Origin of the sequence: Variovorax gossypii, assembly GCF_003965815.1 — a bacterium.
Classification (GTDB): Bacteria; Pseudomonadota; Gammaproteobacteria; order Burkholderiales; family Burkholderiaceae_C; genus Variovorax; species Variovorax gossypii.
Map to the genome: position 1 here is coordinate 900,765 of NZ_RXOE01000002.1, position 20,734 is coordinate 921,498.

20 protein-coding genes are annotated in these 20,734 nt (G+C 66.5%); 7 read left to right on the forward strand and 13 right to left on the reverse strand.

The window, feature by feature from the left end:
* Positions 1 to 2: 2 nt before the first annotated feature.
* From EJP69_RS11840 to EJP69_RS11860, 5 genes are all read right to left on the reverse strand, one after another.
* On the reverse strand, positions 3 to 1,013 hold the full coding sequence (locus EJP69_RS11840; protein ID WP_093205458.1) for an ABC transporter substrate-binding protein: 1,011 nt from the start codon (positions 1,011 to 1,013) through the stop codon (positions 3 to 5).
* A gap of 46 nt (positions 1,014 to 1,059) precedes the next feature.
* The gene (locus tag EJP69_RS11845; protein ID WP_126470240.1) at positions 1,060 to 2,088 is read right to left on the reverse strand and encodes a LacI family DNA-binding transcriptional regulator; all 1,029 of its coding nucleotides are present in this window, start codon (positions 2,086 to 2,088) and stop codon (positions 1,060 to 1,062) included.
* Between the two features lie 165 nt (positions 2,089 to 2,253).
* Positions 2,254 to 2,769 (reverse strand): signal peptidase II, encoded by a 516-nt coding sequence (lspA, locus tag EJP69_RS11850; protein WP_093305995.1) that lies wholly within the window; start codon positions 2,767 to 2,769, stop codon positions 2,254 to 2,256.
* Entirely contained in the window at positions 2,769 to 5,618 is a 2,850-nt protein-coding gene (gene ileS, locus EJP69_RS11855) for an isoleucine--tRNA ligase (protein ID WP_126470242.1), read from the reverse strand. Before ileS ends, lspA begins: the two co-directional genes overlap by 1 nt.
* A gap of 121 nt (positions 5,619 to 5,739) precedes the next feature.
* A complete protein-coding gene (locus EJP69_RS11860) occupies positions 5,740 to 6,777 on the reverse strand; it encodes a bifunctional riboflavin kinase/FAD synthetase (RefSeq protein WP_126470244.1) in 1,038 nt (345 codons plus the stop codon).
* Positions 6,778 to 6,943: 166 nt separating this feature from the next.
* Here EJP69_RS11860 and EJP69_RS11865 point away from each other — a divergent pair, with 166 nt between their 5' ends.
* Entirely contained in the window at positions 6,944 to 7,504 is a 561-nt protein-coding gene (locus EJP69_RS11865) for an HNH endonuclease (RefSeq protein ID WP_093205450.1), read from the forward strand.
* Between the two features lie 11 nt (positions 7,505 to 7,515).
* Here the strand turns inward: EJP69_RS11865 and EJP69_RS11870 are convergent, their stop codons facing one another.
* From EJP69_RS11870 to EJP69_RS11885, 4 genes are all read right to left on the reverse strand, one after another.
* Positions 7,516 to 8,304, reverse strand: a complete 789-nt coding sequence (locus tag EJP69_RS11870) for an enoyl-CoA hydratase (protein ID WP_126470246.1) — start codon at positions 8,302 to 8,304, stop codon at positions 7,516 to 7,518.
* 19 nt (positions 8,305 to 8,323) lie between these two features.
* Complete coding sequence (locus EJP69_RS11875) at positions 8,324 to 9,685, reverse strand: alpha/beta fold hydrolase (protein ID WP_126470248.1); 1,362 nt, start codon at positions 9,683 to 9,685, stop codon at positions 8,324 to 8,326.
* Positions 9,686 to 9,780: 95 nt separating this feature from the next.
* The gene (locus EJP69_RS11880) at positions 9,781 to 10,896 is read right to left on the reverse strand and encodes an acyl-CoA dehydrogenase family protein (RefSeq protein WP_126470250.1); all 1,116 of its coding nucleotides are present in this window, start codon (positions 10,894 to 10,896) and stop codon (positions 9,781 to 9,783) included.
* A gap of 13 nt (positions 10,897 to 10,909) precedes the next feature.
* Positions 10,910 to 12,091 carry an acyl-CoA dehydrogenase family protein gene (locus EJP69_RS11885; RefSeq protein ID WP_093205442.1) on the reverse strand — a complete coding sequence of 394 codons (1,182 nt, stop codon included), beginning with the start codon at positions 12,089 to 12,091 and terminating at the stop codon, positions 10,910 to 10,912.
* 156 nt (positions 12,092 to 12,247) lie between these two features.
* Here EJP69_RS11885 and purN point away from each other — a divergent pair, with 156 nt between their 5' ends.
* Together purN and EJP69_RS11895 are read left to right on the forward strand one after the other, a co-directional pair.
* Positions 12,248 to 12,844 carry a phosphoribosylglycinamide formyltransferase gene (gene purN, locus EJP69_RS11890; protein ID WP_126470252.1) on the forward strand — a complete coding sequence of 199 codons (597 nt, stop codon included), beginning with the start codon at positions 12,248 to 12,250 and terminating at the stop codon, positions 12,842 to 12,844.
* 37 nt (positions 12,845 to 12,881) lie between these two features.
* Positions 12,882 to 13,202, forward strand: coding sequence for an I78 family peptidase inhibitor (locus tag EJP69_RS11895; RefSeq protein WP_126470254.1), 321 nt, complete (start codon positions 12,882 to 12,884; stop codon positions 13,200 to 13,202).
* Positions 13,203 to 13,278: 76 nt separating this feature from the next.
* Here EJP69_RS11895 and EJP69_RS11900 read toward each other — a convergent pair whose 3' ends face one another.
* A complete protein-coding gene (locus EJP69_RS11900; protein WP_093205436.1) occupies positions 13,279 to 13,512 on the reverse strand; it encodes a DUF1653 domain-containing protein in 234 nt (77 codons plus the stop codon).
* A 53-nt stretch (positions 13,513 to 13,565) separates the two neighbouring features.
* On the opposite strand from EJP69_RS11900, the gene EJP69_RS11905 reads away from it, so the two are divergent.
* The 3 genes from EJP69_RS11905 (at position 13,566) to EJP69_RS11915 (ending at position 18,082) form a co-directional block, all read left to right on the forward strand.
* On the forward strand, positions 13,566 to 15,419 hold the full coding sequence (locus EJP69_RS11905) for a M48 family metallopeptidase (RefSeq protein WP_126470256.1): 1,854 nt from the start codon (positions 13,566 to 13,568) through the stop codon (positions 15,417 to 15,419).
* Between the two features lie 40 nt (positions 15,420 to 15,459).
* A complete protein-coding gene (locus tag EJP69_RS11910; protein WP_126470258.1) occupies positions 15,460 to 16,731 on the forward strand; it encodes an RsmB/NOP family class I SAM-dependent RNA methyltransferase in 1,272 nt (423 codons plus the stop codon).
* Between the two features lie 136 nt (positions 16,732 to 16,867).
* On the forward strand, positions 16,868 to 18,082 hold the full coding sequence (locus EJP69_RS11915; protein ID WP_093305979.1) for a DesA family fatty acid desaturase: 1,215 nt from the start codon (positions 16,868 to 16,870) through the stop codon (positions 18,080 to 18,082).
* Positions 18,083 to 18,236: 154 nt separating this feature from the next.
* On the opposite strand, the gene rpmG is transcribed toward EJP69_RS11915, so the two are convergent.
* The 3 genes from rpmG to trxB all read right to left on the reverse strand — a co-directional run bounded on the left by rpmG (position 18,237) and on the right by trxB (position 19,787).
* Entirely contained in the window at positions 18,237 to 18,410 is a 174-nt protein-coding gene (gene rpmG, locus EJP69_RS11920; protein WP_007830291.1) for a 50S ribosomal protein L33, read from the reverse strand.
* 11 nt (positions 18,411 to 18,421) lie between these two features.
* Positions 18,422 to 18,655: a 50S ribosomal protein L28 gene (gene rpmB / locus EJP69_RS11925; protein ID WP_081265743.1), complete on the reverse strand. Its 234-nt coding sequence runs from the start codon at positions 18,653 to 18,655 to the stop codon at positions 18,422 to 18,424.
* 172 nt (positions 18,656 to 18,827) lie between these two features.
* Positions 18,828 to 19,787, reverse strand: coding sequence for a thioredoxin-disulfide reductase (gene trxB / locus EJP69_RS11930; RefSeq protein WP_093205428.1), 960 nt, complete (start codon positions 19,785 to 19,787; stop codon positions 18,828 to 18,830).
* A gap of 184 nt (positions 19,788 to 19,971) precedes the next feature.
* On the opposite strand from trxB, the gene EJP69_RS11935 reads away from it, so the two are divergent.
* A complete protein-coding gene (locus EJP69_RS11935; RefSeq protein WP_007830295.1) occupies positions 19,972 to 20,646 on the forward strand; it encodes a Crp/Fnr family transcriptional regulator in 675 nt (224 codons plus the stop codon).
* Positions 20,647 to 20,734 lie beyond the last annotated feature (88 nt).

Here is a 20,734-nt window from a genome sequence, read left to right on the forward strand (position 1 = left end):
GCTCAGCGGACTTCCTTCAGGTACTCGTCGGAGAAGGCCTTCTGCGCGGCGGCCATGCGGCCGTAGTCCACGCTCTTGGCGCGGGCGTATTCGCTCGCGGGCAGGAACTGCGCCTCGATGTCCTTGGGCATCGCGCTGGCGCGCACCGGGCGCAGGTAGGCCTTGGCCCAGATCGCCTGGCCTTCGTCGGACAGCGTGAAGTCGAGCACCTTCTTCGCGTCGGCCGCGTGCGGGGCCTTGGCGACCAGGCTCATGACGTAGGGCACGGCCAGCGTGCCTTCGCTCGGGATCACGAAGGCGACGTTGGCCTTGTCCTTGTACTTCGCGCGGTAGGCATTGAAGTCGTAGTCGAGCAGGATCGCGATCTCGCCCGAGAGCACGCGCGCGTACGAGGTCTGCTTCGGCACGATGGGCTCGTTCTTCTGCAGCGCCTTGAAGTAGTCGATGGCCGGCTTGAAGTTGTCGAGCGTGCCGCCGCGCGCCTCGTTCACCGCCACCGCGCCGACGTAGCCGACGAAGGCCGAGGCCGGGTCGAGGTAGCCGATCAGGCCCTTGTACTCGGGCTTGAGCAGGTCTGCCCACGACTTCGGAACAGGCTTGCCCTTGAGCGCGTCGACGTTGACCATGAAGCCGAGCGTGCCCGAGTGGATGGTGAACCAGTTGCCGGCCGGGTCCTTCAGACCGTCGGGAATGTCTTTCCAGGCGGCGGGCTTGTAGGGCTCGACCACGCCGTCCTTGGCGGCCTGCACCGCGAAGGTCACGCCGAGGTAGGTGACGTCGGCCACGGGGCTGGCCTTTTCGGCAACCAGCTGCGCGAGCGACTGGCCCGAGTTCTTGTTGTCGGCCGGCACGGTGATGCCGGTCTTGGCCTTGATGGCCTTCAGCTGGGTGCCCCAGTCGGCCCATTCGGTCGGGCAGTTGTAGCAGATGGCGGTCTGCGCCATGGCGCTGCCGGCGACGAGCGTGGCGGCGACCAGGCCGAGGCGGGCCAGGCGGTGGAAGCGGAGGGACATGATGGGGAAGCTCCTTGGATGGAAATAGGCAAAGAACAGGAAAAGCTCAGGGGCGGGGCATTGCGGCGTTGTTGTCGTCTTCGTGCGCCGCAGCGCACGACTCGCCGTCTCGGAAGGAATGGGGTAGCAGAAGGCTCGCATCGGCCTGCAGCGCGGCGCCGCTGGCCATGGCCTGGATCAGCAGCTCGACGCCGTGCCGGCCGATGTCGCTGTTGGGCTGGGCGATGGTGGTGAGCGCGGGCGTGAGGTCTTCGCCGAGCGCGATGCCGTCGAAGCCGATGACGCTGAGATCGCCGGGCACCGACAGCCCGCTCAGGTGGGCGGCGCGGATGCTGCGGATGGCCAGCAGGTCGTTGGAGCAGATCAGCGCAGTGGGGCGGTTGCGCGACTGCAGCTGGCTCGACAGCGCGTCGACGGCCGCCTCTACGAAGGGCACCTCGATGAGCGCGGGAGCCGCCAGCCCGGCCTCGGACATGCCCTTGCGATAGCCGCGGTAGCGCTGCTGCGCGCGGTCGGACGCGGCGAGCGTGCCGCTGACCATCGCGATGCGGCGGTGGCCCAGCAGCACGAGGCGCGTGACCGCATCGGCCACCGCGGCTTCGCTGTCGACCGACACGCAGGGGTGGTCGGGGTGACGGTTGTAGGCCAGCACGTAGGGCACGCCGGCGGCCTGCAGGCGGGGCAGGGCGGCCGAGGTCGAGGGGTTCGACACCACGAGGATCAGGCCGTCGACGTTGCCTGCCAGCAGCAGGTGGACGGCGCGTTCTTCTTCGTCGAGCCGGTAGCCCGTGGTGACCGGAATGATCGCGTAGCCGCCCGCGATGGCCGCGCGCGCGATGCCCTGCAGGCATTCGGCGAAGGTCGGGTTCAGCAGCGTGGGCAGCACCACGCCGAGCACGCGGCTGCGCTGGGTGCGCAGGGTGCGCGCGCTGGCGTTCGGCACGTAGTTGAGCTCGTGCGCCACGCGCTCCACCAACTCGCGCGTGGCGGGCGTCACCTTGTCGGGAAAGTTGAAGGCGCGCGAGACGGTGGCCACGGAGACCCCGGCTTTGGCTGCAACGGCTTGGATGCTCATCGTGCGGTGCTCATGTAATCGATTACATTGAACCGCGGCAGTATGTCTTTGTTATGACATCGGGAGAAAGCGGGAGAAACCCTCGGCTTCGGCGGGGTGTGAGGTGCGCTCAAAGAAAAAGGGGCCCGGCGGGCCCCTTTTCCATGAGAGAGATGGCGAGACGGCTTACTTACCCCGTCGAACCCGCCGGATCTCGTCGACGATCAGGCAGATGGCCCCGAGCGTGATGGCGCTGTCGGCCGCGTTGAAGGCCGGGAAGTACCAGTTGCCGGCATGGAAGCTCAGGAAGTCGACCACGTAGCCGTGCATCATCCGGTCGACCACGTTGCCGACGGCGCCGCCCAGGATGCAGGCCATGGAGAACGAGAAGAGCTTCTGCCCCGCGTGCGACTTCAGCATCCACACGATGAACACCGCCGCGCCCACGCCGATGGCAGTGAACAGCCAGCGCTGCCAGCCCGAGTGGTCCGCGAGGAACGAGAAGGCGGCGCCCGTGTTGTGGGCGCGCACGACGTTGAAGAAGCTCGTCACGTAGGTCGCGTCGCCGAGCTTGTAGTAGCCCAGGATCAGCGTCTTGGTGAACTGGTCGATGATCACGATGATCACCGCCAGCCCGAGCCACGGCCAGATGCTGCCGCCGCGCGAACGCGAGGCCGACGACATGGTGCGGGCGCCGGCCATCAGGCAACGCTCCGCGATTCGCCGCTGCCGTACAGGTTGCTCGTGCAGCGACCGCAGATCGTCGGATGGGCCGGGTCGTGGCCCACGTCGTCGCGGTAGTGCCAGCAGCGATCGCATTTCTGCGCGGTGCTCGGCGTCACCACCGTCGACAGCGCCTCGCCCGCGGCCAGCGCGATGGCCGAGGTGATGAAGACGAACTTCAGGTCCTCGCCCAGCGTGTCCAGCAGCGCGAAGTCTTCGGCAGGCGCCGTCAGCTGCAGGTTGGCCTGCAGCGAGGAGCCGACCTTGCCTTCTGCGCGCACGGCCTCGATGTCCTTGTTGACCACGTCGCGGATCTCGCGGATGCGGTTCCACTTGGCCAGCAGTGCCTCGTCGGGCGCGGCGAACTGGCTGTAGGTCTGCGTGAAGATCGAGTCGCCCGGCTTGCCGGTGCCAACGATCTTCCAGGCTTCCTCGGCCGTGAAGCTCAGGAACGGCGCCATCCAGCGCAGCATTGCCTGCGAGATGTGCCACAGCGCGGTCTGGGCGCTGCGGCGCGCCAGCGAGCCCGGGGCCGTCGTGTAGAGGCGGTCCTTCAGGATGTCGAGATAGAAGCCGCCCAGGTCTTCCGAGCAGTAGATCTGCAGCTTGGCCACCACCGGGTGGAACTCGTACACCTTGTAGTGCGCGAGGATCTCGGCCTGGAACTGCGCGGCGCGCGACAGCGCGTAGCGGTCGATCTCGAACAGCTGGTCGAGCGGCACGCCGTCTTTCTCGATGTCGAAGTCGCTGGTGTTCGCCAGCAGGAAGCGCAGCGTGTTGCGGATGCGGCGGTAGGCGTCGACCACGCGGGCCAGGATCTTGTCGTCGCCCGCGATGTCGCCCGAGTAGTCGCTCGCGGCCACCCACAGGCGGATGATTTCGGAGCCCAGCTTGTTGCTGATTTCCTGCGGGTCGATGCCGTTCTTGAGCGACTTGCTCATCTTGATGCCCTTGGCATCGACCGTGAAGCCGTGCGTGAGCAGGCCGCGGTAGGGCGCGCGGTCTTCCAGCATGCAGGCGATCAGCAGCGACGAGTGGAACCAGCCGCGATGCTGGTCGTGGCCCTCGAGGTACAGGTCGGCCTCCGGCCCCGTGTCGTGGTGCACCGTGGGGTGCGTGCCGCGCAGCACGTGGGAGAAGGTCGAGCCCGAGTCGAACCACACCTCGAGGATGTCGGTGCTCTTCGTGTAGTGCGGTGCGTCCTCGGCGCCGAGGATTTCTTCGGCCGTCACGCGGCTCCAGGCCTCGATGCCGCCCTTCTCGACGATGTCGGCGGCCTGGTCGAGGATTTCCATCGTGCGCGGATGCAGCTCGCCCGAATCCTTGTGCAGGAAGAACGGGATCGGCACGCCCCAGCTGCGCTGGCGGCTGATGCACCAGTCGGGCCGGCCGGCGATCATGTCGTGCAGGCGCGCGCGACCGTTCTCGGGGTAGAAGCTGGTCTGCTCGATGGCGTCGAGCGCGGTCTGGCGCAGCGTCTTCGGGGCCTTGTCCTTGGTGAACACGCCTTCGCCCTCGTCCATGCGCACGAACCACTGCGCCGCGGCGCGGTAGATCACCGGCGTCTTGTGGCGCCAGCAGTGCGGGTAGCTGTGCGTGATGGTCTCGGTGGTCAGCAGGCGGTTGGCCTCGCGCAGTGCCGCGATGATCTCGGGCACGGCTTTCCAGATGTTCTGGCCGCCGAAGAGCGGGAAGTCGGGCGCGTAGCTGCCGTTGCCCTGCACCGGGTTCAGGATGTCGTCGTAGGCCACGCCGTGGGCGATGCACGAGTTGAAGTCGTCCAGGCCGTAGGCGGGCGAGGAGTGGACGAGGCCGGTGCCGTCGGTGGCGGTGGCGTAGTCGGCCAGGTACACGGGCGACAGGCGCTTGTAGCCGGCGTCCACGTCGTACAGCGGATGCTCGAATTCGAGGCCGCCGAGCTTCTCGCCCTTGACCGTGGCCAGCACCTTGCCGTCGAGCGCGTAGCGCGTCATGCACATCTCGACCAGCGAGTTGGCCACGATCAGCAGGCCGCGCTCGGTGTCGACCAGCGAGTACTCGAGCTCGGGGTTGAGGTTGATCGCCTGGTTGGCCGGGATGGTCCAGGCGGTGGTGGTCCAGATCACGGCGAAGATGTCGCCGAGGATCGTGTGGTCGGTGCCGAAGGCCTTGAGCACCTTCTCGCGCTCGTGCGCCTTGAAGGCGACGTCGATGGTCTGGCTCTTCTTGTCGGCGTACTCGATCTCGAACTCGGCCAGCGAGGAGCCGCAGTCGAAGCACCAGTACACGGGCTTGAGGCCGCGGTAGACGAAGCCGCGCTCGATCACGCGCTTGAACGCGCGCAGCTCGCCGGCCTCGTTGGCGAAGTCCATCGTCTTGTAGGGGTGGTCCCATTCGCCCAGCACGCCCAGGCGCTGGAAGTCGGCCATCTGCTGGGCGATCTGCCCGGTGGCGAAGGCGCGGCTCTTGGCCTGCATCTCGTCGCGGCTCAGGTTGCGGCCGTACTGCTTTTCGATGGCGTTCTCGATCGGCAGGCCGTGGCAGTCCCAGCCCGGCACGTAGAGCGCGTCGTAGCCTTCGAGCTGGCGCGCCTTGGTGATCATGTCCTTCAGGATCTTGTTCACCGCGTGGCCCATGTGGATCTGGCCGTTGGCGTAGGGAGGGCCGTCGTGCAGGATGAACTTGGGCGCGCCGTGGCGGGCGTCGCGCAGGCGGTGGTAGCGACCTTCGTCGTTCCATTCCTTCACCCAGCCCGGCTCGCGCTTGGGCAGGTCGCCGCGCATGGGGAAGGGGGTGTCGGGCAGGTTCAGCGTGGAACGGTAATCTTTGGGGGAAGCAGCGTCAGACATGTTGGATGCGAAACAGGGGGCTTGGACAGGCTCAGCCCGAACTGCATGAAGCGTGTCGGTGCGGAAGGTAAAGCCGTTCGCCCTGAGCTTGTCGAAGGGCGGCAGCACGGTGCGTGCAGGGCTAAATTCGGTCCCGCGTGGTCTGGCGGTGGGTTTCGGCGTGGGTCGATGCGAAGAACGCGCGAGCGTCGCGGCCATCCTTCGCGATGCCCGCGGTGAGGGCTTCGAGGCTGGTGTAGCGCAATTCGTCGTGCAGTTTGTGCAGGAGTTCCACGCGCACGATTTTACCGTAGGCCCCTTCGGCGCCCAGATGGGAGGGCCACTCCAGGCAATGGGTTTCGAGCAGCACCCGCCCGGCATTGACGTCGTTGGCGTCCAGCGAGGGGCGCACGCCGAGGTTGGCAACGCCCGGCAGCGGCTGCTCGGACAGGCCATGCACCAGCACCGCGAAGATGCCGCTGGCGGCCGGTTTCCAGTGCTTGAAGCGCAGGTTGAGGGTGCGGAAACCGTCGTCCTTGCCCGGCGCCGAGGCGCCCAGCGCCCGACCCAGCTTGCGGCCGTGGACCACGTGGCCCGAAATTGTGTACGGCCGGCCCAGCAGGGTGTGGGCGTCGGCCATGCGGCCTTCGGCCAGCGCTTCGCGCACGGCGGAGCTCGAAACCCGCAGGCCGTGCACCTCGTAGCTGTTCATGCGCGCCACGTCGAAGCCGTGGGCATCGCCGGCGGCGTCGAGCATGGCGTAGTCGCCGGCCCGTTTTGCGCCGAAGCGGAAGTCGTCGCCCACCAGCACGTAGCGCGCCCCCAGGCCGTCGATCAGCACGTTCTGGATGAATTCCTCGGGCGACTGGGAGGCCAACCGGGCGTCGAAGGGCAGCACGATGGTCTGCGCAACGCCGCAGGCGGCCAGCTCGCTGAGCTTGTCGCGCAGCGTGCCGATGCGCGCCGGCGCCAGGTCGGGTTTCTTGGTGACGGCGGCGAAATAGTCGCGCGGATGGGGCTCGAAGGTGAGCACGCAGCTGGGCAGCCCGCGCTGGCGGGCCTCGGTCTGCAGGAGCGCGAGCATGGCCTGGTGGCCACGATGCACGCCGTCGAAATTGCCAATGGTGAGGGCGCAGGCGGGGGCTACGCCCGGGTGCCGGAAGCCGCGAAAAACCTGCATCGGTGAGTATCTTTTTGATAGCGCCTTTCGCCCGTCGATTGGGCGAATCAGGCCGATTTGTCACAAAGCCGGTATATTGTGACGCAGTGCGTTGACCGGCGTGGGTCTCCAACGCGCTCCGTGTCCCTGGTCTTTCCGTGTTCTCTCCCTTTTCGAGGAGGCGTGTGTGAAGGTCTTGAAGCTGTCGGCCCAAGGGCTGCCCCAGTCATGGATTTCGCTGGAACAGGCGGTGATCCACTACGCGGCGGACGAAGTCCGCTGGGAGGTGGGCGCGCAGGTGGCCGTGTTCCGTGGCGGCCACAACGCCATCACCGGCGAGCAGTCGCAGATCGCGATCAACAGCATCATCGGCACCAAGGGCGTGCCGCGCATCAACCCCTTCGCCCAGCGGCCCGGACTCACCAACAGCAAGCTGTTCGCGCGCGACCGCAACGTTTGTGCCTACTGCGGCGGGCACTTCCACGAAGACGAACTCACCCGCGAGCACATCATCCCGTTCGCCCAGAGGGGAATCGACACCTGGATGAACGTGGTCACGGCCTGCAGGCCCTGCAACCACCGCAAGAGCAGCCGCACGCCCGAGCAGGCCGGCATGCCGCTGTTGTATGCCCCCTACGTGCCCAGCCTCTGGGAAGACTTCATTCTGCGGAACAGGCGCATCCTGGCCGACCAGATGGAATTCCTGATGGCGCATCTGCCCGAGAGTTCGCGGCTGCACGATTCCTAGCTGTTTCAGCCTCAGCGCTTCCAGTCCGGCGGGCGCTTCTCGATGAAGGCCTGGACGCCTTCCAGCGCGCTCTCGTCCATCATGTTGCAGGCCATGGTCTGACTCGCGTCGGCGAGCGCGGCCTCGATGCCGGTTTCGAGCTGGCGGTAGAACAGGGCCTTGCCCAGCGCGAGCGCGGCGCGGGGCTTGGCGACGATGCTGGCCACCAGCGACTCGACCGCCGCATCCAGCTCTGCGGGTGGCGCGACCCGGTTCACAAGCCCTTTCTCGCGTGCCTCCTGCGCGCTGATGAATTCACCCGTCACCAGCATCTCGAAGGCTTCCTTGCGCCCGAGGTTGCGCGAGAGCGTGACGCTCGGCGTGGCGCAGAAGAGGCCCACGTTCACTCCGCTGACCGCGAAGCGCGCATCGCTCGACGCCACCGCGAGGTCGCATACCGCGACCAGCTGGCAGCCTGCGGCCGTCGCGATGCCGTGCACGCGCGCGATCACCGGCACGGGCAGCTTCTGGATCGACAGCATCATCGCGCCGCAGCGCTCGAACAACTGCTCGTAATAGTCGAGCGAAGGGGCGGCGCGCATTTCCTTCAGGTCGTGGCCTGCGCAGAAAGCCTTGCCGGCTCCGGCGATGACCACCGCGCGCACGGTGGTATCGGCGGTGATCTGGCCCAGTGCCTGCTCGAGCGCGCCCAACATGCCTTCCGACAGTGCGTTGAACGAGGCCGGCCGGTTCAGCGCCAGCGTGACCACGCCGCGTGCGTCGCGCGACTGCAGGACGAAGGGGGAATCCGTGTCGGTCATGGCCTGGCCCGCCTTCGCTTCAATAGGTCAGCTCGAGCACCGTGACGTGCTCCTTCACCGCGGGCCAGGTCAAGCCGGTGATGCGCTCGCCGTTGAATTCGCCCGTCACCGCGCGCGGCTGCTCGGCCGTCGCGAGGCGCAGCCGCGAGCTCGACACGCCCGAGCCCTTGGGCGGAACGCCCGCGGGCGGGGTCTGGCCGTCGAAGCGCATGGTGTCGCGCTGGGCGTCGAAGTAGCCGCGGGGCCGCGTGAAGACGACGACCGCATTGGCGCTGCCGTCGGCCGGCGTGACGCGCTCGGGTCGCAGGTTCACGACGCTGCTGCTGCGCGGGAACGGGCTGCGGTAGATGTGGGTGGTGCCGTAGCTGGGCGTGGCAAGCACGAACTCGTAGGCCGCGTCACCGCGTGCCTTGAACGGGCCCCAGCGGCCGTCGGCGCCGACGGATTTCGTGAAGAGGGCTTCGCCGAGCCGCGCGCCGGTGGCGGGGTTGACCGCGTAGACGGTCACCGTGGCGCCATTCAGCGGAAGGTTTTCGGCGCCGATCGCGCGGCCGTTGAGCACGACGTCCGCCTCTGGTGCAACCTCGGTGCTGCGCGGCGCCTGCCCGGTGAGGAACTGCCATGTCGCCGCGAATGCCGCGGGCGAGAACGAAGTCTCGCGATGATCGACGCGCGGCAGCACGATGTTGGTCGCGCCCTTGAGCGCCGGTCCATCGAAGCCGATGTTGGTCGGCTTGCCGGGAGCGCCGATCCACACGCCGTCGGGCTGGGCGTACTTGTCGTTGTTGTCGGAGCGCAGGGTCAGCCATTTCACGCCGGGCGTGACTTCCTCGCCATTGGGCCCCTTCGGCTCGTTGAGCTGCTGCATGAAGCCCGAGAGCCCCGAGAACTCGTTGTTCTCGCGAAAGCCCTTCACCGCCCAGATGCCGTGCGCCGGGTTGCCGCCCAGCACCACATGGCTCACGACCGCGGCGCCGCCGCCGTTCTGCACGTAGTTTCGGATGGTGTTGCCGCCGCGCGAGTTGCCGATCAGCACCACCTTGCTCGCGCCGGTGGCCTTCAGCACCTTGTCGACCTCGGCCTTGAGGAACACCGCCGATTCGCCTGTGGAACTGCGTCCGGGCTGGGCCACTGCGTCGTCGTCGCGCGCGACCGGGTTGGGCTGGTCCACCGCGAACAGCCGCTCGCGCGGCCAGCCGTTCGACTCGAAGCGCCAGATCGTCGTCTGCCAGAGCGCGGCCGAGTCGCCGTTGCCGTGCATGAACACGATGGGCGGGCGCTCGGTGTACGACGGCGTTGGAGAGGTGGCGCAGGCGGTCAGCATGGCGGCGGTGGTCCCGGTGGCAGCCATGGCGACGAGAAGAGTGCGGCGGGTCTGCATGTTGTCTTGTTCCTGGATTCCTGTGGTGGGGGCCAAGTGAAAACGCCCGCCGGCGCGAAGGCGGGCGGGCGTTGGATGCTAGGTGAAAAAGACCGTCAGGCGAAGACGCCGGCCGTGTCCTGCATGCGGGCCGACACTTCGCCCAGATGGTGCAGCGTGTCGCCGAAAGTCATTTCCATCTGCGTGAGCTTGCGGAAGTAGTGGCTGCCGATGTACTCGTCGGTCACGCCGATGCCGCCGTGCAGCTGCACCGAGTTCGCGGCGATGTAGCGCATCGACACGCCGAGCTGGTACTTGGCGCGGGCCAGCGCCTGGCGGCGCTCTTCGGCCGGGGCGTTGAGCTTGAGCGTGGCGTAGTAGCTCATCGAGCGGGCGAGCTCGAGCTGCATCTTCATGTCGGCGACGCGGTGGCGCAGCGCCTGGAAGCTGGAGATGACCACGCCGAACTGCTTGCGCTGGTTCAGGTATTCGACTGTGAGGTCCACGGTCTTGTCCATCACGCCAACGCCTTCGGCGCAGAGGGCGGCGATACCGACGTCCACCGCGTATTCGAGGGCGGCGAGGCCGTCGAGCGTCACCAGCGTGGCGTCGGCCTTGTCGAACACGACCTCGGCGGCGCGGGAGCCGTCCTGCGTGCCGTAGCCGCGCGCTTCCACGCCGCTGGCGCTGCGCTCGACCAGGAAGAGGGCGATCTTGCCGTCGACCTTGGCCGGCACCAGGAAGGCATCGGCCTCGTCGCCCACGGGTACCACGCCCTTGGCGCCGGTCAGCGACCAGCCGCTACCCGCCTTGGCGGCATGCGCCTCGCACACGTCGAGGCGGTAGCGTGCCTTGCGCTCCTGGTAGGCCAGCACCACGATGGCCTGGCCGCCCGCGATGCGCGGCAGCCAGTTTTCCTTGGTGTCGGCACCGGCGTAGCCGCTGAGCACCGCGCCGGCGATCAGCGTCTGCGCGAAGGGCTCCAGCACGATGCCGCGGCCGAGTTCTTCCATGACGACCATGCCGGCCACCGGGCCCATGCCCAGGCCGCCGTCGTCCTCGCCGATGTAGAGGCCGCCCAGGCCGAGCTCGGCCAGTTCGTCCCAGGCCTCGCGCGAGAAGCCGCCCTTGGCCTCGATGCCGCGGCGCCGCTCGAAGTCGTAGCCCTTGTCGACCCATTTGCGGACGGCGTCGCGCAGCTGTTCCTGGTCGTCGGTGAAATTGAAGTCCATGCTTTTTGTCTCCTCAGCCCAGAACCGTCTGCGCGACGATGTTGCGTTGCACTTCGTTGCTGCCACCGTAGATGGTGGTCTTGCGCATGTTGAAGAAGGTCGACGTGAGCGGTGCGAGCGCCGGGTTGCCGCCCGGGAAGTTGCCCTGCCAGCCGGCTTCCATCGCCTCGCGGATCAGCGGCAGCGAGTAGGCGCCGCCGGCCAGCATCATCAGTTCGCTGTAGCGCTGCTGGATCTCGCTGCCGCGGATCTTGAGCAGGCCCGCCACGTCCAGCGAGTTCTTGCCCGAGGTGGCGGCCGAGAGCACGCGCAGCACCATCATCTCGAGGGCGACGACGTCGACTTCCAGCTTGGCGATCTCGTCGCGGAAGCGCTGGTCGTCGTAGACGCCTTCGGCCTTCGCGATGCGCTTGAGGCGCTCGAGTTCGCGCTTGGCGCGGTTCACGTCGGCGATGTTGGTGCGCTCGTGCGAGAGCAGGTGCTTGGCGTAGGTCCAGCCCTTGTTCTCCTCGCCGATCAGGTTCTCGGCGGGCACTTCGACGTTGTCGAAGAACACTTCGTTGACTTCATGGCCGCCGTCGAGCAGCTTGATCGGGCGCACGGTGACGCCGGGCGACTTCATGTCGAGCAGCAGGAAGCTGATGCCGGTCTGGGGCTTGCCCTCGTTGCTGGTGCGCACGAGGTTGAACATCCAGTCGCCGTACTGGCCGAGCGTGGTCCAAGTCTTCTGGCCGTTGACGATGTACTTGTCGCCCTTGCGCTCGGCCTTGGTCTTGACGGAAGCCAGGTCGGAGCCCGAGCCAGGTTCGCTGTAGCCCTGGCTCCACCAGACTTCGCCGCTGGCGATGCCGGGGAGGAAGCGCTTCTGCTGTTCGGCATTGCCGAAGGCCATGATGACCGGCGCAACCATCACGGGGCCGAAGGGCACGATGCGCGGCGCGCCGGCCAGTGCGGTTTCTTCCTCGAAGAGGTGGCGTTGGACGGCGGTCCAGCCAGGGCCGCCGAATTCCTTCGGCCAGCCGTAGCCCAGCCAGCCCTTCTTGCCGAGGATCTTGGCCCAGCCTTGCAGATCGTCGCGCGTCAGTTCGAGCGCGTTGTGTACCTTGTGCGAAATCTCCTTGGGGAGGTTGTCCTTGACCCAGGCGCGAACCTCTTCGCGGAACTTCTGTTCTTCGGGTGTGAAGCTCAAATCCATGCGTGCCTCGCTGTGTTGATCGGTTCACCGCAGACGCGGCTTGTCTCCGGAATCACGAGTTTTAGCACGGTCGTGCTGTGAAGCGGTGTCCGCGCCGCGACAAGGGCCGACCGGCTGCCGGACGACGGGCGCGGGGCACGGATAATTCTGCCTCCCATGAAGAACATCGTGATCCTGATCTCCGGCGGCGGCTCCAATATGGAGGCCATCGTGCGTGCCGCCGGGCGCGACCGCTGGGCCGAGCGCTTCGGCGCGCGCATTGCCGCCGTGGTGAGCAACAAGGCCGAGGCCGGCGGGCTGGCGATCGCCAAGGCCCAGGGCATCGACACCACGGTGGTTCCGCACAAGGATTTCGCCACCCGCGAGGCTTTCGACGAAGCGCTGGCGAAGGTGGTCGACGGTTATGCGCCGGCGCTGGTGGTGCTGGCAGGTTTCATGCGGATCCTGACGCCGGGCTTCGTCAACCGTTATGCGGGCCGGCTGGTGAACATCCATCCCTCCCTGCTGCCGGCGTTTCCGGGGCTGAACACGCATCAGCGCGCCATCGAGGCGGGCTGCAAGGTGGCGGGCGTCACGGTGCACCAGGTAACAACCGAACTCGATCACGGGCCGATCCTGGCGCAGGCCGTCGTGCCGGTGCTGCCGGACGACACGGCCGCCACCCTGGCCGGACGGGTGCTCGCACAGGAGCATCTGTTGTATCCGCGAGCCATCGCCGGCTGGCTGTCGGATACATCGTGTCACAATGAGTAAAGTTGTTTATATTCGCGGGTTTTCGGGAGTCCAGAAAGTGAAGAACCAATCGTTGCTGCTGGCGCTTGCCGGCGCCGCCCTGGTGGCGGGCTGTGCTGCTCCGGCACCCGCGCCCACCCCTGCACCCGCACCTGTTCCGCCGCCCGAGCCGGTTTACCAGTGCAATGCGGACGGCGCCCGTTTCGCCATCGGCCAGCCGCTGACGCCGCAGCTCGAAGCCGCCGCCCGCGTGCGCTCCGGCGCCGGCACGGTGCGCACGCTGAAGCCGGGCGAGGCCACCACGATGGAACTCAACGGCGGACGCCTCAATCTCGATGTCGACGCCCGCAATCGCGTCACGGACGTCCGCTGCGGTTGACCCTACCCGGGTTGCCGCAAAGAAAGAATGAGGCGGCAACCCGCACAGGCAGAACGGGCCTGCGCAGCCCGGCTGGCTAGATCGGTGTGAATCTCCTTCTGGGCACGCCGTCGATCTCGACGGTTTCGCCGAACATGGCGGCAGGCCGGACCCAGAGGCCGTGGGCACCGTACAGGGCGCGGTACAGCGTCATCGGTTCCAGCGTCTCGCTGTGCCGCACGGTACCGAGCACTTCGTATTCGCCGCCCTTGTAGTGGCGGTAGCGCCCGGGGGGCGTCTCGATCAGGGGAGGGAGGTCTTCGTCGTTCAACGGCGGCTTGCCTTTCTTCAGAAACTGTCGGAGCTTGATTTGACGGGAGTCGGATGGATCGCGCTGATTTTGTTCACCTGGTTCGACTGAGCGAGCATGCCAGTGCGGACGACAGCGCGCGCTATCGACGCAGCGTCGCGGCCTTCGCCGCGCTCGGCTACCTGTGGGTGCTGGGCTGCCTCGGGCTGTCGGTGGGCATCATCACCTGGGTGCTTTCCTCGATCGGCGAGGAGCGCTTCAACTTCACGCGCGGCTGGCTGCTGCTGTTCGCCCTGGGGCTCCTGTGGGCCACGCTGCGCGCGCTCTGGGTGCGTTTCGACGACCCCGAGGGCGTGGAACTCCGCCGCGAAGACGCGCCGGCGCTTTTCGAGGCGCTCGATCGCATCCGCGCCAGGATCAAGGGGCCGCCGGTCCACCGCGTCTACCTCGACGACGAATTCAACGCCAGCATCCGGCAGGTGCCGCGCTTCGGGCTGTTCGGCGGTGCGGTCAACTCGCTGAGCATCGGGCTGCCGCTGCTGATGATGCTCGACCGGCGGCGGCTGCTGTCGGTGCTGGCCCACGAATACGGCCACCTGCGTGGCAATCACGGCAAGCTGAGCGCCTGGATCTACCGCACCCGGCTGTCGTGGCTCAAGCTCGACGCCAGCCTGCAGCGCAACGAAGGCGTGATGGCGCTGTTCTCGCAGGCCTTCTTCCGCTGGTACTTCCCGCGCTTCGCAGCCAAGACCTTCGCGCTGGCCCGCCAGGACGAATACGAGGCCGACCGCATCTCGGGCAGGCTGCTGGGCACGTCCGTCGCCGCCGCCGCATTGACCGAGATCGCCATCAAGGGCAACTGGTACGCCAACGAGTTCTGGCCCTGGCACTGGGCCCGCGCCGAGCACGAGCCGCAGCCCCCGGGGCCGTTCGAAGCCCTTCGCAAGCGCGTGCGCACGCCGCCCGACGACGACTTCGCGCGTCAGGCGCTGCGCGAGGCGATGCGCCGCGTCAGCGACCTGGAAGATACCCATCCGGTCTTGAGGGACCGGCTCGAGGCGCTCGACCAGAAGGCGGCGATGCCCGAATGGTCGGCGCGACCGGCGCTCGACCTGCTGGTCGACCGCAGGAGGTGGATCGAGTATTTCGACAATCAGTGGCGCCGGGCCCACGCGGCCGACTGGAAGCAGCACCATGCGCATCGATCGCGCATCCGCGAGCGCATCGCGGTGCTGGCTGCGCGCGGCGAGCGCAACACGCCGGACGAAATGGTCGAGTGGGCCGATTCCGAGCGCCGGCTCGACCCGTCCGCCCCTGTGCGCGTGCGCTACGAGAACGCCCTGCGGATCGCGCCGGAGCATCCCGGCGCGCTGCGCGGACTGGCCCAGATGCTGCCGGCGAGCGACCGCGAAGCGCGCCTCGCAGTGCTCGAGCGGCTGCATGGCTCGGGTGCGGCCAGCCGGTGGTGGGCTGCCAGGAGTGCCGTCGCCTCGCTGGAAGATCCCGACACGGGTCCGCACGACGAGGAGGCGCTGAAGCTGTGGCGCGGCCGTCTCAAGGACGCGGAAGAGGCGGAGGCGCGTGCCTGGGAGGAGATCACCGGCACGCCGTTCTTCAGCCAGATCTCGCGGCACGACCTCAACGACTACGAGCTCGGCGAACTGCGGGCCGACCTCGTGCGTTGCCTGCCGGCCTCGCGGGCCTGGCTGGTGCGGAAGAACCTGCGCGAATTTCCGTGGCGCCGGGCCTACATCGTGTTCGTCGAGCTGCCGGGGCTCGACGACGAAGACCGCTGGCACCTGTGCCGCGAGCTGGAGCAGACCCTCACGCTGCCGGGCGCCGCGCTGGTGCTGTGGGCGGGGCATTCGCCGAAGCTGGAAGACATCGAGCGCGAGGCTTTCGGGGTGGTCTGGACGCGCGGCGCATAGGCTCCGGGGGCAGGCCGCCTGCGGCTGAGACAATCGGGGGATGCATCCCAAAGCCTTGTTGGAGGCCGCCGCCGATCTGGTCGGCCTCGTCCTGAAATTCGATCACCCCGCCGACCAGGTCGTCTCGCGCTTTTTCCGCGAGCACCGCGAGTTCGGCCCGCGCGAGCGCGCGACGCTCGCTGAAACCGTCTACACCGTGCTTCGCAAGAAGCTGCTCTTCGATCACCTTTCGCCTTCGGGCAGCGGCTCGAAGGAGCGGCGGATGGCGATCCTGGGCTTTCACGGCCCGCGGGATTTCCTGAAGAGCGCGCTCAACGACACCGAGAAGCGCTGGCTCGACAACTGCGACGCCGTCAAGCCGGACGACCTGCTGGAGCGGCACCGCCACAACCTGCCCGAGTGGCTGGTCGCGCCGCTGAAGGCGCAGCTCGGCGACGGCTTCTGGCCGCTGGTCGAAACGCTGCAGCAGCCCGCGCCGCTCGACCTGCGCGTCAATGCGCTGACCGACAAGCGCGCGGATGTGAAGGCCGAGCTTGCGCTGGCTGCTATCAAATCGGAAGCAACCCCGTTCTCGCCCTGGGGCCTGCGCATCGAAGGCAAGCCGGCGCTGACCAAGCTGGATGCCTTCGCGCGCGGCGCCATCGAGGTGCAGGACGAAGGCTCGCAGCTGCTGGCTCTGCTGCTGGATGCCAAGCGCGGGGAGATGGTGGTCGATTTCTGCGCTGGTGCCGGCGGCAAGACGCTGGCCATCGGCGCGACCATGCGCAACACCGGCCGGCTTTACGCGTTCGACACCTCGGCGCACCGGCTGGACGCGCTCAAGCCGCGGCTGGCGCGCAGCAAGCTGTCGAACGTGCATCCGGCGGCCATCGCCCACGAGCGCGACGACCGGATCAAGCGCCTGGCGGGCAAGATCGACCGTGTGCTGGTCGACGCGCCCTGCTCGGGGCTGGGTACGCTGAGGCGCAACCCCGACCTGAAATGGCGCCAGTCGCCCAAGGCGGTGGAGGAGCTGACGGTCAAGCAGTCGGCCATTCTGCAGAGCGCGGCACGGCTTGTTAAATCGGGTGGGCGTCTGGTTTACGCCACGTGCAGCGTGCTGCCGGAGGAAAACGAGGCGATCGCGGAGGCTTTCGGCGCCGCCAATCCCGATTTCGTGCCCGTGGACGCGGCGGAGCTGTTGCTGGGACTCAAGGTCGAGGGTTTCGAGGCGCTTTGCTCGGGCGGGGAGGGCGCCAGGCGCTACCTGCGGCTGTGGCCGCACCGTCACGCGACCGACGGTTTCTTCGCCGCGGTGTGGAACCGCAAATAGGTGCCGGACTCCAAACTAGGGTTAATCTGCGCCTTTCTTGAAGGTTTAAAGGGCTTGTTTTAAGCCCTGCCACCTTAAAATCGCGGGTTATCTGAAGGCTGCATCTTCGTGCGGCCATGATGGAGTACCTGATTCAATGTTGCTTCCTGACTCCGCCGTTCTGAATGCGGCCATCGAATGGCTCGGACACGGCCTGTGGGATCTCACCTGGTGGCAGGTCGTGCTGTACACGCTCGCCACCACGCACATCACGATTGCCGCGGTCACGATCTTCCTGCACCGCACGCAGACGCACCGGGCCATGGATCTGGGCCCGATCCCGTCGCATTTCTTCCGCTTCTGGCTCTGGATCGGCACCGGCATGGTGACGAAGGAGTGGGTCGCCATCCACCGCAAGCACCACGCCAAGTGCGAAACCCAGGACGACCCGCATAGCCCGCAGGTCAAGGGTATTGAGGAAGTGCTCTGGCGCGGCGCCGAGCTGTATCGCGCCGAGTCGAAAAACAAGGAAACGATGGAGCGCTACGGTCACGGCACGCCCGATGACTGGATCGAGCGCAACCTGTATTCGCGCTACAGCTGGCAGGGCGTCGGCCTGATGCTGGTCCTGAACCTGGCGCTGTTCGGCGCACTAGGCATGGCCGTGTGGGCCGTGCAGATGCTCTGGATTCCGATCACCGCCGCCGGCGTCATCAACGGCATCGGCCACTACTGGGGCTATCGCAACTTCGAAGCGCCCGACGCCAGCCGCAACATCATGCCCTGGGGCCTGATCATCGGCGGCGAGGAACTGCACAACAATCACCACACGTACCCCACCTCGGCCAAGTTCTCGGTCAAGAAGTACGAGTTCGACATCGGCTGGATCTACATCCAGGCGCTGCAGAAGCTGGGCTGGGCCAAGGTCAAGAAGGTGCCGCCGAAGATGCTGATGGGCGACATCCAGCCCGTGGCCAACGAGAAGACGCTCGAAGCCGTCATTGCGAACCGCTACGAAGTCATGGCCGGCTATGCGCGCGAAATGCGCCGTGCCACCAGCCTGGAACTGGCTGCCCTGAAGAACAAGGGTGCCGACCTGTCGGTGCTCAAGGCCGCCAAGCGCTGGCTGCATCGCGACGACGACAAGGTGCCTGCCTCGGCCCGCTCGCATGTCGTGCAGGCCCGTGCTGCCCATCCGGTGCTCGACAAGATGGTCACGATGCGCGAAGAGCTGCGTCAGCTGTGGCTCAACACCTCTCAGTCGCGCGAGCAGCTGGCGGCCGATCTGGCGGCCTGGTGCCATCGTGCGGAGGCCAGCGGCATTGCCGGTCTGCGCGACTTCTCGACCCGCCTGCGCGCTGCCCGCGCCTGAGGCGTTTCAGCCCCTCGATAAAAAGCCGGCCTGCGGGCCGGCTTTTTTGTGCCCGTCGTAAATCCGGCCGATTTGATCGATCGAATAAATAAACGGGCAATAAAAAACCCGCTGAATCAACAGCGGGTTTTTATTTGGGAAAACCGGAGCCGAATTACTTCAGCTTGATTTCCTTGTATTCGACGTGCTTGCGCGCCTTGGGGTCGAACTTCATGATCGACATCTTTTCAGGCATCGTCTTCTTGTTCTTGCTGGTCGTGTAGAAGTGGCCGGTACCCGCGGTGGATTCCAGCTTGATCTTTTCGCGTCCGCCTTTGCTCGTTGCCATGATTCAGCTCCTTAGGCTTGGCCGCGTGCGCGCAGGTCTGCGAGCACGGAGTCGATACCGTTCTTGTCGATCAGGCGCAGTGCGGCGCTCGAAACACGCAGGCGAACCCAGCGGTTTTCAGTCTCGACCCAGAAACGGCGGTATTGCAGGTTCGGCAGGAACCGGCGCTTGGTTTTGTTGTTGGCGTGGGAAACGTTGTTTCCGACCATCGGGCCTTTGCCCGTTACGTCGCATACGCGTGCCATGAGGACACTCTTTCTTGAACAGCTGGCACCGGTGCAATCAGGACGATTGCAGGTGTTTTGCAGCTTGACCTCGCCAGAAAACGGGTGGCGGTACCCCGGCTTTGCCGCGACTCGTGGGAGAGCCCTGTTTCGGCAAAGCCTCGGATTATAGCCCTTTTGGGCTCTCCGTTGGTTACAGCGTGCCGTCCTGCTCCAGGAAGCGCTGTGCGTCGAGCGCCGCCATGCAGCCCGTGCCGGCGCTGGTGATGGCCTGGCGGTAGATGTTGTCCTGCACGTCGCCGGCGGCGAAGACGCCCGGGATGCTGGTCATCGTGGCGAAGCCCTGCAGGCCGGAGCGGGTCAGGATGTAGTTGTCCTTCATCTCCAGCTGGCCCTGGAAGATGTCGGTGTTCGGGTGATGCCCGATCGCGATGAAGCAGCCCTTGAGGTCGATCTGCTCCGTGGCGCCGGTCTGCGTGTTCTTGATGCGGATGCCCGTCACGCCCGAATCGTCGCCCAGCACCTGGTCGAGCTCGTTGTGCAGCTTCAGCACGATCTTGCCTTCGGCGACCTTCTCCTTGACCTTGTCGATCAGGATCGGCTCTGCGCGGAACTTGTCGCGGCGATGCACCAGCGTGACCTTGTTCGCGATGTTGGAGAGGTAGAGCGCCTCCTCGACGGCCGTGTTGCCGCCGCCGATCACGCAGACCTCCTGCTCGCGATAGAAGAAGCCGTCACAGGTCGCGCAGGCGGAGACGCCGCGGCCCATGAACTTCTGTTCGGAATCCAGGCCCAGGTACTTGGCCGAGGCGCCGGTGGCGATGATCAGTGCGTCGCAGGTGTAGGTGCCGCTGTCGCCGGTGAGGGTGAAGGGGCGCTTGCTCAGGTCGACCTTGTTGATGTGATCGAACACGATCTGCGTCTTGAAGCGCTCGGCGTGTTCAAGAAAGCGCTGCATCAGGTCGGGGCCCTGCACGCCGTGAACGTCGGCCGGCCAGTTGTCGACCTCGGTGGTGGTCATCAGCTGTCCGCCCTGGGCAATGCCGGTGATGAGCAGTGGTTGCAGGTTTGCGCGTGCCGCATAGACGGCTGCGGTATAGCCGGCGGGGCCGGAGCCCAGAATCAAAACCTTGGCGTGTTGGGGTGCGGACATGAGTAGAAAACCTAGGATGGACGCTGCTTCAGCGTGTACATTTTCAGGGTGGTAGCGATATATATGGAGTATCACTGCCCGGTTCAACACCGGGTGAACGGTGTTTTCAATGCGCGCGATTGTAGTAATCCATCGGCTTGCTGCTTTCTGGATTGCTCCGCCCGCTGTCTCAGGGATTGAATAAATGTCGATGCTGTCCAACCTCGAATTGCTTCGGCGCGTTCCATTGTTCGCGTCGTTGACGGCCACGCAGTCCGCTAGCATCGCGGACGCGATCATCAAGAAGCGCTTCAAGCGCGCGGAAGTCGTCGTGGAGCAGGGCAAGAAGTCCGATGCGCTCTACATCATCCTGACCGGCCGGGCACGCGTCACGAGCGCCGACAGCCGGGGACGCGAGGTCATCCTAGCCACGCTGCATCCGGGCGACTACCTGGGCGAGATGAGCCTGATCGACGATGAACCGCATTCGGCGACCGTACGCACCGAGATCCAGTGCGACGTGCTCATGCTGGGCCGCGACGCCTTCGCGCGCTGCCTGCCCGAGAACTCCTCCATGGCCTACAACATCATGCGCGGCCTGGTGCAGCGCCTGCGCCATGCCGACCGCAAGATCGAGTCGCTGGCGCTGATGGATGTCTACGGGCGCGTGGCCCGCTCGCTGCTCGAGTTCGCCGTGGAAGACGGTGCCGGCAATCTCAAGGTGCGCGACAAGATCTCCCGCCAGGACCTGGCCAAGATGGTCGGCGCCTCGCGCGAAATGGTGAGCCGCGTGATGAAGGACCTGGAAGAGCGCGGCTTCGTCCAGACGCTCGACGACGGCTCGATGATCGTCAAGGAACGGCTCCTGTCTCTGGCATGAGCCTTCAGGGCCGGGGCCGCCGTTGCAGGCGGCCCCGGCCTTTTGTTGTAGTGTTCGTGCGTCCGGCCCCTGCTTTTCGGGGCCGGGT

Coding starts and splice junctions, on each gene's coding strand:
- EJP69_RS11880 (WP_126470250.1), bottom strand. CDS start 10,896: ATGGACTTCAATTTCACCGACGACCAGGAACAGCTGCGCGACGCCGTC.
- rpmG (WP_007830291.1), bottom strand. CDS start 18,410: ATGGCAACGAGCAAAGGCGGACGCGAAAAGATCAAGCTGGAATCCACC.
- purN (WP_126470252.1), top strand. CDS start 12,248: ATGAAGAACATCGTGATCCTGATCTCCGGCGGCGGCTCCAATATGGAG.
- EJP69_RS11840 (WP_093205458.1), bottom strand. CDS start 1,013: ATGTCCCTCCGCTTCCACCGCCTGGCCCGCCTCGGCCTGGTCGCCGCC.
- EJP69_RS11915 (WP_093305979.1), top strand. CDS start 16,868: ATGTTGCTTCCTGACTCCGCCGTTCTGAATGCGGCCATCGAATGGCTC.
- EJP69_RS11845 (WP_126470240.1), bottom strand. CDS start 2,088: ATGAGCATCCAAGCCGTTGCAGCCAAAGCCGGGGTCTCCGTGGCCACC.
- EJP69_RS11905 (WP_126470256.1), top strand. CDS start 13,566: ATGGATCGCGCTGATTTTGTTCACCTGGTTCGACTGAGCGAGCATGCC.
- rpmB (WP_081265743.1), bottom strand. CDS start 18,655: ATGGCACGCGTATGCGACGTAACGGGCAAAGGCCCGATGGTCGGAAAC.
- lspA (WP_093305995.1), bottom strand. CDS start 2,769: ATGGCCGGCGCCCGCACCATGTCGTCGGCCTCGCGTTCGCGCGGCGGC.
- ileS (WP_126470242.1), bottom strand. CDS start 5,618: ATGTCTGACGCTGCTTCCCCCAAAGATTACCGTTCCACGCTGAACCTG.
- EJP69_RS11910 (WP_126470258.1), top strand. CDS start 15,460: ATGCATCCCAAAGCCTTGTTGGAGGCCGCCGCCGATCTGGTCGGCCTC.
- EJP69_RS11870 (WP_126470246.1), bottom strand. CDS start 8,304: ATGACCGACACGGATTCCCCCTTCGTCCTGCAGTCGCGCGACGCACGC.
- EJP69_RS11885 (WP_093205442.1), bottom strand. CDS start 12,091: ATGGATTTGAGCTTCACACCCGAAGAACAGAAGTTCCGCGAAGAGGTT.
- EJP69_RS11860 (WP_126470244.1), bottom strand. CDS start 6,777: ATGCAGGTTTTTCGCGGCTTCCGGCACCCGGGCGTAGCCCCCGCCTGC.
- EJP69_RS11935 (WP_007830295.1), top strand. CDS start 19,972: ATGTCGATGCTGTCCAACCTCGAATTGCTTCGGCGCGTTCCATTGTTC.
- trxB (WP_093205428.1), bottom strand. CDS start 19,787: ATGTCCGCACCCCAACACGCCAAGGTTTTGATTCTGGGCTCCGGCCCC.
- EJP69_RS11875 (WP_126470248.1), bottom strand. CDS start 9,685: ATGCAGACCCGCCGCACTCTTCTCGTCGCCATGGCTGCCACCGGGACC.